The organism is Nocardia sp. NBC_00416 (genome assembly GCF_036032445.1).
Lineage (GTDB): Bacteria > Actinomycetota > Actinomycetes > Mycobacteriales > Mycobacteriaceae > Nocardia.
The window spans coordinates 170150-185638 of sequence record NZ_CP107932.1; the positions used below are offsets into that span (position 1 = coordinate 170150).

16 protein-coding genes are annotated in these 15489 nt (G+C 67.6%); 5 read left to right on the forward strand and 11 right to left on the reverse strand.

From position 1 onward, the window contains the following. Positions 1–10 precede the first annotated feature (10 nt). The 4 genes from OG804_RS00835 to OG804_RS00850 all read right to left on the reverse strand — a co-directional run bounded on the left by OG804_RS00835 (position 11) and on the right by OG804_RS00850 (position 2698). Positions 11–667, reverse strand: a complete 657-nt coding sequence (locus tag OG804_RS00835; RefSeq protein WP_328392805.1) for a TetR/AcrR family transcriptional regulator — start codon at positions 665–667, stop codon at positions 11–13. Continuing rightward, positions 667–1161, reverse strand: coding sequence for a DUF3237 domain-containing protein (locus OG804_RS00840; protein ID WP_328392807.1), 495 nt, complete (start codon positions 1159–1161; stop codon positions 667–669). The genes OG804_RS00835 and OG804_RS00840 overlap by 1 nt, the downstream gene beginning before the upstream one ends. Further along, positions 1158–1625, reverse strand: a complete 468-nt coding sequence (locus OG804_RS00845) for an ester cyclase (protein WP_328392809.1) — start codon at positions 1623–1625, stop codon at positions 1158–1160. Before OG804_RS00845 ends, OG804_RS00840 begins: the two co-directional genes overlap by 4 nt. Positions 1626–1927: 302 nt before the next feature. Further along, positions 1928–2698 carry a TetR/AcrR family transcriptional regulator gene (locus tag OG804_RS00850; RefSeq protein ID WP_328392811.1) on the reverse strand — a complete coding sequence of 257 codons (771 nt, stop codon included), beginning with the start codon at positions 2696–2698 and terminating at the stop codon, positions 1928–1930. On the opposite strand from OG804_RS00850, the gene OG804_RS00855 reads away from it, so the two are divergent. After that, positions 2580–3392: an enoyl-CoA hydratase/isomerase family protein gene (locus tag OG804_RS00855; RefSeq protein ID WP_328392813.1), complete on the forward strand. Its 813-nt coding sequence runs from the start codon at positions 2580–2582 to the stop codon at positions 3390–3392. The genes OG804_RS00850 and OG804_RS00855 overlap by 119 nt on opposite strands. Before the next feature lie 441 nt (positions 3393–3833). Here OG804_RS00855 and OG804_RS00860 read toward each other — a convergent pair whose 3' ends face one another. The 7 genes from OG804_RS00860 to OG804_RS00890 form a co-directional block, all read right to left on the reverse strand. Beyond that, a complete protein-coding gene (locus OG804_RS00860) occupies positions 3834–4823 on the reverse strand; it encodes an RNA-guided endonuclease TnpB family protein (RefSeq protein ID WP_328392815.1) in 990 nt (329 codons plus the stop codon). Beyond that, on the reverse strand, positions 4820–4972 hold the full coding sequence (locus tag OG804_RS00865) for a hypothetical protein (protein ID WP_328392817.1): 153 nt from the start codon (positions 4970–4972) through the stop codon (positions 4820–4822). The genes OG804_RS00860 and OG804_RS00865 overlap by 4 nt, the downstream gene beginning before the upstream one ends. A gap of 97 nt (positions 4973–5069) precedes the next feature. Continuing rightward, the gene (locus tag OG804_RS00870) at positions 5070–6806 is read right to left on the reverse strand and encodes a class I adenylate-forming enzyme family protein (protein WP_328392819.1); all 1737 of its coding nucleotides are present in this window, start codon (positions 6804–6806) and stop codon (positions 5070–5072) included. A 41-nt stretch (positions 6807–6847) separates the two neighbouring features. Further along, positions 6848–8041 carry an FAS1-like dehydratase domain-containing protein gene (locus OG804_RS00875; protein ID WP_328392821.1) on the reverse strand — a complete coding sequence of 398 codons (1194 nt, stop codon included), beginning with the start codon at positions 8039–8041 and terminating at the stop codon, positions 6848–6850. A gap of 12 nt (positions 8042–8053) precedes the next feature. Continuing rightward, entirely contained in the window at positions 8054–9037 is a 984-nt protein-coding gene (gene acuI / locus OG804_RS00880; RefSeq protein ID WP_328392823.1) for an acrylyl-CoA reductase (NADPH), read from the reverse strand. A 163-nt stretch (positions 9038–9200) separates the two neighbouring features. Further along, a complete protein-coding gene (locus OG804_RS00885) occupies positions 9201–9977 on the reverse strand; it encodes an SDR family NAD(P)-dependent oxidoreductase (protein ID WP_328392825.1) in 777 nt (258 codons plus the stop codon). Further along, positions 9974–11539: a class I adenylate-forming enzyme family protein gene (locus OG804_RS00890; RefSeq protein WP_328392827.1), complete on the reverse strand. Its 1566-nt coding sequence runs from the start codon at positions 11537–11539 to the stop codon at positions 9974–9976. The genes OG804_RS00885 and OG804_RS00890 overlap by 4 nt, the downstream gene beginning before the upstream one ends. Before the next feature lie 81 nt (positions 11540–11620). On the opposite strand from OG804_RS00890, the gene OG804_RS00895 reads away from it, so the two are divergent. From OG804_RS00895 to OG804_RS00910, 4 genes are all read left to right on the forward strand, one after another. Next, complete coding sequence (locus tag OG804_RS00895; RefSeq protein ID WP_328392829.1) at positions 11621–12817, forward strand: CaiB/BaiF CoA transferase family protein; 1197 nt, start codon at positions 11621–11623, stop codon at positions 12815–12817. Next, positions 12814–14073, forward strand: coding sequence for an acetyl-CoA hydrolase/transferase family protein (locus OG804_RS00900; RefSeq protein WP_328392831.1), 1260 nt, complete (start codon positions 12814–12816; stop codon positions 14071–14073). Before OG804_RS00895 ends, OG804_RS00900 begins: the two co-directional genes overlap by 4 nt. Beyond that, on the forward strand, positions 14074–14841 hold the full coding sequence (locus OG804_RS00905; RefSeq protein WP_328392833.1) for an enoyl-CoA hydratase/isomerase family protein: 768 nt from the start codon (positions 14074–14076) through the stop codon (positions 14839–14841). A gap of 171 nt (positions 14842–15012) precedes the next feature. Then, the gene (locus OG804_RS00910; protein WP_328392836.1) at positions 15013–15474 is read left to right on the forward strand and encodes a hypothetical protein; all 462 of its coding nucleotides are present in this window, start codon (positions 15013–15015) and stop codon (positions 15472–15474) included. Positions 15475–15489: the final 15 nt, after the last annotated feature.

The window sequence follows — 15489 nt, forward strand, 5'->3', positions numbered from 1 at the left end:
GGCGGCCGCGTCAAGATTCCGATTTCAGGAGACCGTCGACAACCCGGTGCACTTTCCGGGTGCTTTCCGAATCACCGAGCCGCAAGGCGATATTGGCCGCGTTGAGGACGGCGTCGATTTGGAAGACGGCCAGGTCGATCTCGTCGTCGTCGAATCGCCGGTCGGCGGCCGCGCGCTCGAATTGCCGCGTGAGAGTGCCGAGCCAGACGTCGCGTTGCCGCTGTAGCGCGTCACGGACGGGTCCGGGCCGACTGTCGAACTCGGGCAGGTTGGCGCCCCAGAAGCAGCCGCCGGGGAACAGTGGTTGTGCGGCATAGGCGATCCACTGTTCGACCAGCGCGCGGATCCTGGGCGCGCCTTCGGGAACGGACCGGACCGGAGCGACCACCGCTTCGGCGAACGCCTCGCCCGCGGCCTCCACCGTGGCCAGCTGCAGGGCTTCTTTGGTGCGGAACAATGTCTGGATACCCGCCTTGCTGATGTCGAGGTCGTCGGCGAGGCGGCCGAAGCTGAGGCCGTCCAAGCCGTCCAGCGAGGCGATATCGACGGCGTGCCGCGAGATGATCCGGCGTGAGCGAGTTCCGCGCTCCCGGCGCCGATCGCCCGATTGCGCGGTACCGGCCCGGGCGGTGTCGTGATCGGGCGCATCGCGCCCGGATACGGGCATCACAGTACCCGTTCCACGTGGTAGGCCACGCCGCCCTCGACGGGATAACCCGTACCGACGGCGACGATATCGTTGAGCCAGGCGTAGCGCGCCGACCCGGTCTCGAACAGCGGGGTGGTCCGGAAGTAATAGCGGCCCGGGTCGACTCGCCCCCGGGTGGCCGGATCGGCCATCTCGGCCCGCGCCTCCGGTGGGATCACCCAGCGGCCCCGGTATGTCATGTGCACCAGTTCGTCCTCGGCGCGCAGGGTCAGCCGGACGTCGAGCAGCATGGTCCCGTCGGGGCGGTACAGAGCCCAGTCGCCGCCCCCGGCCACCACCTCGCCGCGCAGTCCCGGCCCGTCGAACCATCCGCCCGCCGCTCCGTACAGAACTCTTCGGCCGAGTGGCCCGTCGGTGCCGAAGTCGAGTCGCGGGTTCAGCTCCACGACCATATCGAACAGCGGCGCCGTCCTGATCCCCTCGACCGGCCGCACCCGCGCATCCACCGTCATCGCCGTTCTCCCGCCGTGCTCGCCTGCCCGAACAGTCTGTCCCGCACCGTATCCGCGGATACGCCCGACTGTGCGCACAGGTCCGCCAGATCGAAGAAGAATTGTTCGCTCGCGATCAGGCCGTCCGCGAAGGTGAAGGCGATGAACACCGGCACCGCGGCGCGGAGGCCGTTCGGCTCGACTCCGAAGCGGTTGCCGGTCATGGTCATTCGCGCGATGCCCCAGCAGATCAGGGTCGCGCCGTCGTCAGCGTGCCCGGCCAGGTCCACGTGATAGTCCGGGAATGTCGCGAAGAACCGGGTGAGGGCTCGTTCGTTCTCCATCCGCCCGCGGGCGGCGGTCCCCAACGCCGGGGCCTCCAGCACCATCTCGGGGTGCAGCAGGCGTAACGCCGTGGGTAGATCCTGGTTGCTCTTCGCTACCGCCAGGGCCTGTGCCAGCTCGAACATCCGGTGACCGTCCATCGTGGGCATCCTCCGATCGGTGTGCGTGCCGGTGGGATGAGGACCCGGCCTGACAAACATTACATACGATCGTATGTAATATCAATGCCGGTGCCCGGTACGCGACCGGTTATCGTGCGCGGGGAACGATGAAGATTCTGGAAGTACTGATCACTGCACCGAACCGTGATCAGTTCAGCGACAGGAAGAAACCGCGCACGTCCGCCGCGAGCAGGTCCTGTACCTCCATTGCGGCGAAGTGCGGGGATCGGTCCACTGCGCGAAGCGTTCGGCGATCCACGCCGGTGGTCCTGGTAGCGGTGTCAGGCGGTTGGAATTCGCAGTCCGTCGGCGAGGAGATCGAGCAGGCGTGCGGCAGCGGCCGAGGACCCGGCCGCTGCCACGGCGATGCCGTGAGCGAGTTTGAGTAGATCACCGGCAACTATGTCAGGCCGTATATATCCCTCGGCTTGGGCGGCGGTCAGTAGCCGGGCGCAGGCTGAGGTGACTGCGCGATGCCGGTCCTCGAGTGTGGTGTCGGCGTCATGGTTGGCGAGCAGGACAGCGAGCCCTCGGAACGATGTGGTGAACCCGATCAACTCCAGCAGCCATTCCCACAGTGCGGTTTGCGCCGTGGGGGACGACGCCAGTAGCCGGCCCGAGTGTGCGACGAGCCGGTCGGCCCTGGTATTCAGCACGGCGTGGACCAATTCCACTCGGCCCTGGAAGTGTCGATGCAGTGTCGCCGAGCCGACGTTCGCGGCGGCGGCGATCTCGTCGAGGGGCACGTCCACCCCACGCTGCCCGAATAAGCGCGTAGCCGTGTCCACGATTCGATCTCGGTTGGCTCTGGAGTCCGAACGAACGCGACGTTGCCGGTCTGTCACCACAGCACCTCCCTGATATTCTCTCCAGAATAAATGGGGTAGTACCCCACTTAAGGGATGGGGTTCCATCCGGGAACGAGGAGCTGTCATGTCCGAAGCGATCGCCGAACGAGATCGCAGGCTGGGGGACTTCATCCCCGCGACATCGTTCGAGGAATATCGAGCGCGATTCGCGCCGCATTTCCGGCTCGAGCGCCACGACGGCATCCTCGTCGTCCGTATGCACAACCACGACGGGCCGGCCAGCTGGTCCCGGGGCCTGTTGAATGCGTGGAATCTACTGCTGGGGGTGGTCGGCGCCGACCGTGACAACGAGGTCGTGGTCATCACCGGCACTGGTGATGACTGGCTCGGCGGAGTCGACGCCGAATCGTTCGCCCAACCGCTATCGCAATGGGGTGCCGACCTTGTTCACGAGCAGTACAACGATGGCATCAGAATCCTGGAAAGGCTCGTCTTCGACCTCGATGTCCCCACCATCGCGGCGATCAACGGGCCCGGGATGCGGCTGGAGCTGCCGCTGCTGTGCGATCTGACCCTCTGCACACCGGATGTGTCGTTCGGTGACGGCAACTTCCGTGCCGGCTCGGTCCCCGGCGACGGCATGTATCTGGTGTTGCGCGATCTCGTCGGTGTCAAACGCGCCAACCACATCGTCTACGCCGGGCAGCGCATTCGCGCCGAGGAAGCACTCCGGCTCGGTCTGGTGAACGAGGTACTTCCTCGCTCCGAGTTACTGACTCGGGCACTGGATCTGGCCGCCGAGATCGCGGCCGCGCCACGCACGGCTCGCCGTCTCACGCATGCGGTGATGACCCGTGCCTGGCAGCGCCGCCTCGTCACCGAGTTGCGTGACCACTACGCACATCAACTGCTGAGCATGACCACACACGAGGTCTAGGATCCGACACGCGAACTACGGGTCGGCCCGAGACACCAGCCTGCGTTCGTACGTGACAACCGCACCTTGACCATCGAGGCACCAGCCCCGATCAGTGCCGCGGCTCGACACGATCATCAAGTGGAGCGGGACCGAGTCACCGCGCTGCGTGCAGCATTGCGGGACACGCAGGATCAGTTCGCCGACCGGATCAGATGCTCGCTTGAAGCGGTCGGCAAATGGGAGCGCAGGGTGCGACCATCACCCTTGGTGTGAAGTACTCCGAGTGCACGGATACCACGCGCAGCAGGCTCGACGACGGGCAGCGGGCGCGCTTCGATGCCGCACCACCGCAACCGGATTGCGCGAATCCGCATCAACCGGAACATGACCCATGCCCCGGCAACACTCACAGGACGTGCTCAGTGCCGGAATCCGGTCATCTGGCCGTTCACTAGAGCATCAGTGATTCTCTGTGATCCGGGTGTTGCCGCCCGGAAGTCCCTGTGCCGCGTGTTGCGGTCGTCGGGTAGACGTTTCACCGGCGACTGCCCGCTGTGCGGTTCTGACATCGCCTCCGCGTCCACGTTTCACCTCACCCGGCCACTCCGGGAAGAGGATTCCTACCTGGTCCGCGAGGTTGATCGCCGCGTTCAAGTCCCGATCGAGGACCATTGCGCAGCACTCACAGATGAACTCCCGTTCCGATAGCGACAGCTTGGTTTTCACTGCCTTGCAGCCGGAACAGGTTTTGCTGGAGGGGTACCAGCGGTTCGCGACGGCGAACACCGTGCCCCGCCACTCGGTCTTGTAGGACAATTGATGGTGCAGTATCGCGAACCCGCAGTCGGCGATGGCGCGAGACAGCCTGCGGTTGCGGAGCATCCCGCCGACGTTCAAGTCCTCAACGCCGACAGCGCCGTAGGTGTCGGTGAGATGGCTGGTGAGTTTGTGAAGGCTGTCGCGGCGGGCATCAGCGACTCGGTAGTGGGTTCGATTGCGGGCCCGGTTGGCGCGATGCCAGCGCCCGGACCCGCGATACCCGATACGCCGGTCGGGTCCTTGACGCCGCGAGACCTGTCGCGACTCGCGGCGCAAGCGGTTCAACGCCTTACTCAGATGCTTCGGGTTCATGTGCTCGCCGCCGTCGGAGGTGACGGCCAGCGTCTTGATGCCGAGATCGACACCGACAGCGGTGTTCGGGTTCCGGGGTGCTGGGTTGTTGCGTTGCACCTCGCAGGTGAACACGACAAACCAGCGGCCACGTTCCCGTTTCACTGTCGCCGACATGATGCGTGCGGTCCCGGCGTCGATACGCCGCGCCAGCTTCCGCGTGGACTCATGCGTTTTGACCCGCCCGATAACCGGCAAGAGCTTCCGTGCCGACGCCCGGTCGTCGGCCACCGTCCACGCATAGTCCTTCCAGGCTTCGCTGGAGAACTGCAGCTTCACGCCACACCTGTCGAATCATCGTCGTCGGGCAGGTCCAGACGTTCTCCGGGGACGAAGCCACCTGCCGCGAACTCCTCCAGATCGTCGGTAGCGGTATCGAGCACCTTCGCGAAGGTCGCGCGGGCTTCGGTGTAAGAGAGCTGCCTCATGCGGGGGTTGTACATGATTCCTGTACAGAGGCTCCGAAGTGGGACTCCGGATCCCCACGACCGAGGCCGGCCGCCGCGTGCACAGAGTGGGAAGTTCTCATACGCCGCCGATATGCGGTTTGTGCTGGTCGGCGGCAGCCGCGAGCCGTTGGGCCGCCAGCAGTCGGAGATCGCCGGACTTGATCTTCGCGCTGCCGGTCAGTGCCAGGTCGTCTTCAGTGAAGAACAGGATTTCGCGCGGCACTTTGTAACTGGCGAGCTGTGCGCGGAGATGGTCCCGGATCTCCCTGGCGTCGAGTGCCCGGCCGGCGTGCGGTACCACGCACGCGACCACCATCTCACCCAGGGTCTCGTGCGGTACCCCCACAGTCCGGCCGATCTTGATGCCCGGATAGTGGCTCAGGATCTCGTCGACCTCGAGCGGTGAGACATTCGCACCGCCGGTCTTGATGATGTCGGTGAGCCGGCCTTCCCAGTACAGCCGGTCGGCCTCGTCGAGGTAACCGCCGTCGCCGGTGTGGAAATAGCCGTCCTCGTCGAGGGTCTCGTCCAACGGTGTACCGAGATAGCCGAGCATCAGGGTGGGGCCCTTGATGCAGATCTCGCCGCTCTCGCCCCTGGCCAGCACCGCGCCGGTGAGCGGATCGGCGACCTTCACCGTCACCCCGGGCAGCGGCATCCCACTGCTGCCGGCGATCACCTTTTCCGGCGTGCAGGCGGGGAAACAGGTGGTGATGGTGAAGGTCTCGGTATTGCCGTAGGCGTGTCCCGGCTCCGTCCACTCGGTATCGATGGTCGGGTGGGTGGCAAGCGGCAGGTCGCGGTCCACGAACCGCAGACTGCTCAGATCCGCCGAGACCCAGTTGGCGGCGCTCTGGAGCTGGGCGTGCTGATGCGGCCAGGCCACCGGGAAGGTCACCCGCTGCGACTGCATGAGCTCCAAAGCCCCGGCTGCGTCGAACAGGGATTGCAGGATCAGCGTCCCGCCCGCGGCCAGCGTGGCGCCGAGCGCCTGGGCGAAATTACCGGACCAGAAGAAACCGTTGGCGGTCCAGCAACGCACGTCGTCGTCCGGACCGAAACCGAACATACGCCGGAAACGCCACATCTGGATCGTGACCCCGCGATGCGCGCTGCGGATGCCTTTCGGCTTGCTGGTGGTGCCCGACGAGAAGAACAGCACCGCGGTATCGCTGGGTCGCACGGTGGCGGCGGCGGCCTCGATCAGCGCGGGATCGGTATCGGCGGCGCGGGTCAGGAAGGCGTCCCAGCTCTCGATCGCCCCAACGGGCGGCGGGTCGCCGACCACCGCGACGTACCTCAGGAAAGGGTATGCGCCGGAATCGATCCGGCCCGGCGTTCCCGACGCGAGGCGCGGCTCGAGGCCGGTCAGGACGGCGCCGAAATCCGCTTTGGCCACCGTGCGTTCGAACAGCAGTACCGAGACACCGGAGACCCGCAGCAGATGGTCCAGTTCCGGGCCGGTGGAGAAGGTGCTCAGCGCCACCGCGACGCCACCGGCCAGTGAAGTCCCGAAAACAGCCGCCAGCCACTCGGCGCGGTTGGTCATGAGCACGCCGACCCGGCTGTCCTTCCCGACGCCGCAGGCCCGCAGTGCCCGGGCCACCGCGAGCGCCTGGTCCCACAGTTCGGTGTAGGTCCAGGCGAGGCCGTCGGCGGGGGACGACAGTGCGGTGCGGTCCCGGTACAGCTCGGTCACTTCGCGGAGGAATCCGGGTAGCGTGAGCGTCCCGAGACCCGGTTCCTCGCTCAGCGGCGGCCCCGCGGCGATCGCCGCCGACCGGTCGGGAAGGTGCTGGGTCCCGGTGCTCATCGCCGGTTTCCTCTCTGACGGTGATACGCGGGTTGCCGCTGTTACAGCGGGAGTTCGACCTCGGCGGTGCAGGAGACCAGCGTGCCGCCGTCCTGGTTGGTGAGTTTCAGCTTCACCTGCACCAGTGGCACACCCCAGGTCGATTCGGGGTTCTTGTCCACGATCTCGCCGTCGAAATAGGTGACATCGCCTTCGAACGCGGGGAGTCGGAAGTCGGCTCTGGTGTGCCGGACCATGCCGTCGTTACCGGCCCAATAGGCCAGATAGTCGGTGCACCAGCCGCCCATGGTGGCGCCGTAGCCGTACGCCCGGGCCATCCCGACGTCACCGGCTTTCTCGGCGTCGATATGGCCGCGTGAGGGTCCGACGTAGAGTCCGTCGCGCAACCGTGGGTCGATCTTCGCGCCTTCTTCGTCGAAGCCGAACCCCTCGGTCCAGCCCGGGTCCTGATAGACCCACGGATCTGCTACGCCCGCGGGCGCGGTCCACCGGAACGTGCCCCAGATGTTGAACAGGAAAGCCCGGTATTCGGTGGTGAAGCTGGCGATGCTGTGCGGTCCGATCACCCGCCGTGGCAGTTTGTCGCCGACCTCGACCTCGTCGAAATGCGGAGACACACCGAGCCGGTTCGACATCAGCCATTCGGTTCGCAGCGCGTCCACCTCGGCGAGTTCCGTGGCCGTCCATTTCTTGACCTCGCCGAGCTGGTTCGCGTACATGCCGCGTTTGTTCGCCTCTTCGGCGAGATAGCGGATCGCGGTGGACCGCTCCTTGGCGACGAGTGTGCCGTGCTGGTTGCGGTGGGTCGTATCGCCGCGCGAGAACATGGTGGGGCCGGCGAAATTCGTGTTCGCCACTGTGTAATCGTGGAAGCGACGCTCTTGGAACAGCTGGTCGCCGGGCCGCACCGGGCAGCCGTAGAACCACCATTCCTCGCCGCCGAAGATCAGATGACTGTTCGGGATATGTCCCACACAGGCCGGTGCCGCACCGTGCCCGTAGTCCAGCGCGACCGCGATCGATTGCGGTGCGATCAGGCCGCCGTACCGGGATTCGCGGGCGAACTCCTGATCCCAGTGCAACGGGTTCGGATAATCCATCGCCATCACCCAGCGGCGGATATCGGAGGTGCTGCACGGATCCCACAGTTGTCCGCCGCCGATCGGTGTGCCGACCCGGTGGTCGACATCGCTGAGATCGAGTTCGACGGTGGATTCTTCCGTTTTCTTGCTCACGAGAACTCCTGCTCAGCGATTCACATCGACGACGATCCGGCCCCGGACAGTGCCGGCGATGAACCCGCTGGCGGCCTCGACGGCCGCACCCAGCGCGATCTCGCGGGCGATCGAATCGAGGACGGCGGGGTCCAGGTCGCGCGCGAGCCGGGCCCAGGCGTCGAGCCGTTTCGGCTGGGGCGCCATCACGCTGTCCACGCCCAGCAGCGAGACGCCGCGCAGGATGAACGGGGCGACCGACGCCGGGAAATCCATCCCCTGGGCCAACCCGCAGGCCGCGACCGCGCCGCCGTATCGGGTCTGCGCGCACGCATTGGCGAGGGTGTGACTGCCGGCCGTGTCCACGACACCCGCCCAGCGTTCCTTCTGCAGCGGTTTGCCCTTGTCGGCGAAGTCGGCGCGCTCGACGACGGTGGTGGCGCCGAGTTGTTTCAGATACGCGTGCTCGTCCGCCTTGCCGGTCGCGGCGGCGACCGAGAATCCGGCCTTGGTGAGCAACGCGATGGCGACGCTGCCCACGCCGCCGGTCGCGCCGGTCACCAGGATCTCGCCGCTGTCGGGGGTGAGGCCGTGTTTCAGCAGGGCGTCCACACAGAGGGCGGCGGTGTAGCCCGCGGTGCCGATGGACATGGCCTGGCGTTCGGTGAATTCGCCCGGCAGCGGGATCAGCCAGTCGCCGTCGACCCGGGCGCGCTGCGCGAGACCGCCCCAATGGGTTTCGCCGACTCCCCAGCCGTTGAGGACCACTCGATCGCCGGTGGACCAGCGGGAGTGCGTGCTGGAGGTGACGGTCCCGGCGAGATCGATACCCGGCACCATCGGGAACTTGCGCACGACCGGAGAGGATCCGGTGATCGCGAGCGCGTCCTTGAAGTTGAGGGTGGAGAAGGCCACCTCGATCTCGACGTCGCCCTCGGGCAACTGGGCCTCGTCCACGCTGGTGAGCTCTACCTTCGAGCCCGACTCACCCTTGTCGATGAGAATTGCGGAGAACATCGGTGATGTGTTCCTTTCTCGCTGCCGTCCGGATGCCGTTGCGGCGTCCGGACGGCGGTGCCGATGGGATGGGCGCCGATCCGCGGAAGTCACAAAAGAATTAGATTCTCGTAAACAAGAATCATATTTCCATCAGTGCTGATCGGTGTCAACACCCGGCTGGTCAGCGCACCGTCCAGCCGCCGTCGACGACGACGGTCTGTCCGGTCACGTAGCGGCCGGCGTCCCCGGCCAGCCAGACGATGGCGCCGACGATGTCGGCGGCGGTGCCCTCGGTGGGCAGCGGGATATTGCGGCGCAGATAGCCGGCGCCGCGCTCGCTGTCGTAGAGGCTGTCGGTGATCTCGCTGCGGAAGAAGCCGGGTGCGACCGTGTTCACCCGGATCGAATGCCGTGCCCACTGCACGGCGAGTTCGGTGGTGAGCCCGGACAATCCGGCCTTGCTCGCGGCGTAGGACGCCTGCGGGATACCCGGTATCCCCACGCGCCCGCTGATCGACGAGACGTTCACGATCGACCCTCGACCGAGATCGCGCATGGACGGGAAGACCTGCTGGGCGAGCAGCAGCGGGGCCAGCAGATTCAGGTCCAGGGTGCGCCGGATATCGGTCAGCGCTTCCGATTCGGCGTGTTCGGTGCCGAAGCGGTTACCCGCCGCGTTGATCAGGATCTCCGGCGGACCCAGCGATTCGGTGACCGCCGGGACGATGTCGGCGATCCGGGCGGGTTCGGCGAGATCGCACCCCAGTGCCAGACCGCCGATCTCGCCGGCCAGTGATTCCAAGCGGTCCCGCCGCCGCGCCACCACCGCGACCCGCGCGCCGAGCCCGGACAGCGCGCGGCTCACCGCCGCACCCAAACCGGACGACCCGCCGGTCACGATGGCCACCCTGCCGTCGAGTTCGAAAGGGCGTACGGCGGCCGCGCGGTCGGCGCTCATTCCCGGCCCTCGCGCGCGATCAGACCCGGGAGGTCGGTCCGCACCACCTTGCCCATGGCATTGACGGGCAGTGCGTCGACCACGGCCCACAGCTCGGGAATCTTGTACCCGGCGAGTTCGTCTCGGCAGTGTCGCGCCAGCTCCGCGAAATCCACGGCTGACCCGTTCGTCTCGAGTACCGCCGCGACCTGCTGGCCGAGCCGTTCGTGCGGAACTCCGCAGACCGCCACCTTGGCGACCGCCGGATGGGCCCCCAGCACCCGCTCCACCTCGAGCGGATAGATATTCGCGCTGCCGCGGATGATGACCATCTTCTTGCGGTCGAGCACCGTGAGCCAGCCGTCTTCGTCGACGGTGCCGATATCTCCGGTGGCGACCGGCCCTTCCGGCGGAGGCTGAATCCGGCCGCCGGACCAGTGTCCGAGCAGCGGCCGCCAGAGTCCGGCCCAGGGGCCGTCGGTGCGTCCGGTCAGTCGCAGCTCGCCGAGTTCGCCTGCCGGGAGCCGTTTTCCGTCGTCGTCGTAGGCGGCGACGTCGAACTGGGGCAGTACCCGGCCGCTGGCCCGCCGCCGCCACTCCGGTCCGGGCGGATCGATCGCCACCACCGTCGGCGCCTCGGTGAGGCCGTAGGTCACCCGCGGGATCGGTCCGTGCGCGGCGGCGAACGCCGTCCTGACCGTATCCGGGGTGTCGCTGCCGCCGCTCCACACCTCCTGGAGCGAACCCAGATCGAGTTCCGGGCGCGCGGCCAGGTCGTAGAGCTGGGCCGGCGCGCCGTTCCAGACGGTCACCTTCCGGGTGGAGATCCATTCCGCGACCCCCGCGGCATCGCGGCGGTCCATGATCACCGCGCAGCCGCCGGCCTGGGCGGTGAGCAGGGTGGACAGCACCATCATGTTGAGGATGGTCAGCGGGAAGCTGTCGCCCTTGCGCAATTCGGGTCCCCAGCCGCGCGTGGCGACCAGCACAGCTCCGGGTAGCAGCAGATTGCGCTGGCTGTGTACGACGGCCTTCGGCCGCCCGGAGGTTCCGCTGGTGAACGCTATCCCGGCCGGTGCGTGCGGGTCCGGGGTGAAATCGGGCGCGGCAGGTGCGAGTTGGGCCGCAGCCCAACTGTCCGGGCCGACGCGGGCCGGGGAGTCGACGAGATAGCGGGGACCCGCCAGCACGACTTTCGGTTCGATCAGCTCGTGCAGGTACTGCTGTTCGGCCGCGGCCAGGGCCTCGCCGATACCCGCCCACACCGCGCCGATCCGCTGGGCGCCGTGGAAGGCGGCGACGATTTCGAGATCGTTGGGCAGGCAGGCCGCGACCCGGTCGCCGGGGCGGACGCCGAGCGACCACAGCGCGGCCGCGGCCGCGTGGGCGCGATCGTCGAGTTCGCGGTAGCTCCAGGAGCCCGACGCCGCTTCGATGGCGATGGCCTGCGGGTGCGCGGCGAGGGCGGGGCGCAGCACATCGGCGATCGACTCCGGAAGCCGCGGTCCGGTGGAGCGGCCGCCGTCGGGCTCGACGTTCTCGCCGCCGTCGGGCTCGACGTTCTCGCCATTGAAACTGGGCACCCATACTTGATATCACTATCCTTACAAAGATTCATCAGATAGCCGCCGATTTGTTCGGCCGGCCCGGTGAAGGTAGGGCGTATGCAGCACACAGGGCCGCTGGCCGGAGTGCGGGTAATCGATCTGACGGCGATGGTGATGGGTCCCTACTGCACCCAGATCATGGCCGATATGGGTGCCGACGTGATCAAGGTGGAACCCCCGGCCGGGGACAACACCCGGCATATCTCGGTGGGGCCGGAACCGGGGATGGCCGGCGTATTCGTCAACGTCAACCGCGGAAAACGCAGTGTGGTCCTGAATCTGCGCGAGGAAGAGGGCAGATCCGCGCTCCGCGAGCTGATCGTGGGCGCCGATGTCTTCGTCCACTCCATGCGAGGCAAGGCGGTGACCGCGCTCGGCTTCGGCTACGAACAGGTCGCCGCGGTGAACCCGGCGATCGTCTACACCAACTGTTACGGCTACGGCCGCCGCGGTCCCGACGCCGATCGCACCGCCTACGACGATACGATCCAAGCCGAATGCGGACTGCCCCACGTGCAGGAACTCCTTACCGGCACACCGGGTTACGTCGGCACCATCATGGCCGACAAGATCGCCGGGATGACCGCCCTCTACGCCACCATGATGGCCCTGTTCCATCGTGAGCGGACCGGGGAGGGGCAGGAGGTCGAGGTCGCGATGTTCGAGACCATGGCCGCCTTCATGCTGGTCGAGCACGCCAACGGCGCGCTGTTCGACCCGCCGCTGGGCCCCGCCGCCTACCCGCGTGCGGTCACCCCCGAACGCACCCCCTACCGCACCGCGGACGGCTACCTCTCCGCGCTCGTCTACAACGACAAACAGTGGACGGCGTTCGTGAACGCGGTGCACCCGGCGTGGAACGGTCCGGAGTTCGCGACGCTGGCCCAGCGCGCTCGCCGCATCGACACCGTCTACGCCCATCTCCGCGAGACCTTCCGCACCCGCACCACCGCGGAATGGCTGGAACTGCTCAATTCCCTGGATATCCCGGCCGCACCGGTGCAGACACTGGACGATCTGTTCGACAACGCGCACCTGAACGCCGCAGGCTTCTTCGAAACCGTCGACAGTCCCCACGGTCCCCTGCGTTTCCCCGGCCCACCCACCTGGTTCTCCCGCACCCCCGGCCGTGTGGCCGGACCCGCGCCGCGCCTCGGCGCGCACACCCGCGAAGTGCTGGACGAGGCGGCCGCGCCGCCGCCCGACCCGGGACCCGGGGTGCCGGTCGGCAACGGCCGGGGGACACCGGCATGACCGGCACCGCGATCGACCTGGGCGAATGGCTGCGTCCCGGTGACCGGATCGTCCTCGGTCAGGCCTGCGGTGAGCCGACGACCCTGATCGAGGCGCTCATCGAGCAGGGGCCCGGGATCGGGAAACTGTCCGCGTTCACCGCCACCAGCTTCTCGGGGCAGTTCGCGCCCGGCGTCAGCCGTTCCTTCGCCCTGTCGAGCATGGGTGCCATCGGCGCCCTGCGCAGCCTGACCAGAAGCCGTGAACTCGATATCGTGCCCTGCCATGTCGGCCGGGTGGCATCGATGATCGACACCGGTGAACTCGGCTGCGACGTGGCGTTCGTCCAGGTCAGCCCGGCCGACGCCGCAGGCCGGCACAGCTTCGGGCTGATCAGCGACTACGTCCGGGCGGCGGTGTCGCGCGCCCGGGTGGTGATCGCCGAGGTCAACGACCGGGTGCCTTATACGTTCGGAGAATCGCTGGCCGCCGCCGAGATCGACTGTGCCGTCACGGTATCGCGGTCGCCCGTGCAGGTACCCCCGGCGGCGATCGCGGCAGTGGACGAGGCCGTTGCCCGGCATATCACCGACTACATCGGGGACGGCGCCGTACTGCAGACCGGAGTCGGCGCCGTCCCCGACGCGGTACTGCGCTCACTGCGCGACCGCCGCGACCTGGGCATCCATTCGGGGATGATGGGCGACGGACTCGTCGACCTCGTGGAAGCGGGAGTGATCACCAACGCGCGCAAGCGGATCGACCGGGGCGTCTCGATCACCGGCGCGCTCATCGGCACCCGGCGACTCTACGATTTCGCGCATCGCAACCCGGCCGTGCGCATGTGCGCGACCTCCTACACCCACGATGCCGCGGTCCTCGCCCGGGTCGAGAACCTGGTGACGCTCAACTCGGCGCTGGAGGTCGATCTGACCGGTCAGGTGAACGCCGAACAATCCGGCGAGAGCTATCTCGGTGGCACCGGCGGCCAGGTGGATTTCGTGCGCGCCGGCCTGCGTTCACCCGGTGGGCGCTCCATCATCGCGCTGCCCGCCACGGCGAAGAACGGCACCGTCAGCCGGATCACCGCGGCCCTGTCCGGGCCGGTCACCACCGCGCGCAGCGAGGTCGACATCGTGGTCACCGAATACGGCGCCGCGGAACTGGCCGGGCGCACGCTCGCCGAACGCGCCCGGCACCTGATCGAGATCGCCCACCCCGATTTCCGGGAAGACCTGGCGCGCACCGCGCACCGTATCGAGCAGCGAGGTTTCTAGATGGAAGACGCCGTACTCTTCGACGCCCGCGCCGACGGCATCGCGGTGATCACCCTCAACCGCCCGCAGACTCGCAACTGCCTGTCCGCGGAAGTCCGGGCCGGGCTGTTCGCCGCCTGGGAGCGCTTCGAGCGGGATCAGGCGTTGCGGATCGCGATCCTCACCGGTGCCGGGGCGAAGGCGTTCTGCGCGGGCGGTGACCTCCGGGAAATGGTCGAAACCGGGATGGCCGAGCCGCCCCGGGACATGTTCCCGGTGCCCTACGACACGATCGCGCTGTCCAAACCCACCATCGCCGCGGTCAACGGCGCGGCGTTCGCGGGCGGCTGGATGATCGCCCAGGCCTGCGACCTGTGCGTGGCCAGCACCAGCGCGACATTCGCGGTGACCGAGGTGAAGGTGGGGCGCAGTTCACCGTGGGCCGCGCCGCTGATCCATATGATCCCGCAGCGCATCATGATGGAGATACTGCTCACTGGTAACCCGATCACCGCCCAGCGGGCCTACGAAATCGGTCTGGTGAACCGGCTGGCCGAGCCGGCCGACCTGTTGGACACCGCGCTCGACCTGGCCGCCACCGTACTGGCCGGGGCGCCGCTGTCGGTGCGCGCGGCCCGCGAAACCGTCATGCTGGCAACCGAAATGGGCCGGTCGGCCGCGCTGCAGTCGGCACGGCACGCCGCTGTGAGGGCCTACCGCAGCGCGGATGCGCAGGAAGGTCCGGCGGCGTTCGCGGCGAAGCGGGTGCCGCGCTGGACGGGTGAGTGAGCTGACGCGTCGGCGGTTGAGGACCCCGCCTCGCGTCGTGGCGATATGAGCATGCCGAACCAGCTACATCCGATAGGTGGTGGAGTCGCCGGTGGGACGGGGATATCGGATCCGCGCGGAATTTGCTGGTTCGATCGCGTCCCACGGCGGTCCGGATGTAAGGATTGCGGAATGGATCCTGTGACGGCAGTGGTGGTTTCGGCGATCGCCGCGGGTGCGGCGGCGGGGGTGAGTGATACCGCGGCGCAGATGGTGAAGGATGCCTATCGCGGGCTGAAGGACCTGCTCTCGCGCAAGTACGAGCAGGTGGACGTGTCCGGGCTGGAGCGAAAGCCGGACTCCGAGGTCAAGAAGCAGTCGCTGGCCGAGGACCTCGACGATGCCGGTGCCGCCGGTGACGCGGAGCTCGGTGCGGCGGCTCTCGCGGTATTGGGCGCGGTGCGGCAGCATCATCCGCAGGTAGTGGGGGCGGAGGTGACCAACCTCGTGGCCGCCGTGCTCGAGATCTCCGATATCGCTTCCGCCGGTGACGGCGTGCGGGTGGCCGATAGCGAGATCGCGGGGGCGGTGAAGATCAGCGGTGTGCGAGCGGGCCGCACGGAGGCGCCGGACCCCGGCGCGGCGCGGCCCTGACACCCGGTAGCCCCG

Coding starts and splice junctions, on each gene's coding strand:
- OG804_RS00835 (WP_328392805.1), bottom strand. CDS start 667: ATGCCCGTATCCGGGCGCGATGCGCCCGATCACGACACCGCCCGGGCC.
- OG804_RS00840 (WP_328392807.1), bottom strand. CDS start 1,161: ATGACGGTGGATGCGCGGGTGCGGCCGGTCGAGGGGATCAGGACGGCG.
- OG804_RS00845 (WP_328392809.1), bottom strand. CDS start 1,625: ATGGACGGTCACCGGATGTTCGAGCTGGCACAGGCCCTGGCGGTAGCG.
- OG804_RS00855 (WP_328392813.1), top strand. CDS start 2,580: ATGTCCGAAGCGATCGCCGAACGAGATCGCAGGCTGGGGGACTTCATC.
- OG804_RS00850 (WP_328392811.1), bottom strand. CDS start 2,698: ATGCCGTCGTGGCGCTCGAGCCGGAAATGCGGCGCGAATCGCGCTCGA.
- OG804_RS00865 (WP_328392817.1), bottom strand. CDS start 4,972: ATGAGGCAGCTCTCTTACACCGAAGCCCGCGCGACCTTCGCGAAGGTG.
- OG804_RS00870 (WP_328392819.1), bottom strand. CDS start 6,806: ATGAGCACCGGGACCCAGCACCTTCCCGACCGGTCGGCGGCGATCGCC.
- acuI (WP_328392823.1), bottom strand. CDS start 9,037: ATGTTCTCCGCAATTCTCATCGACAAGGGTGAGTCGGGCTCGAAGGTA.
- OG804_RS00885 (WP_328392825.1), bottom strand. CDS start 9,977: ATGAGCGCCGACCGCGCGGCCGCCGTACGCCCTTTCGAACTCGACGGC.
- OG804_RS00895 (WP_328392829.1), top strand. CDS start 11,621: ATGCAGCACACAGGGCCGCTGGCCGGAGTGCGGGTAATCGATCTGACG.
- OG804_RS00900 (WP_328392831.1), top strand. CDS start 12,814: ATGACCGGCACCGCGATCGACCTGGGCGAATGGCTGCGTCCCGGTGAC.
- OG804_RS00905 (WP_328392833.1), top strand. CDS start 14,074: ATGGAAGACGCCGTACTCTTCGACGCCCGCGCCGACGGCATCGCGGTG.
- OG804_RS00910 (WP_328392836.1), top strand. CDS start 15,013: ATGGATCCTGTGACGGCAGTGGTGGTTTCGGCGATCGCCGCGGGTGCG.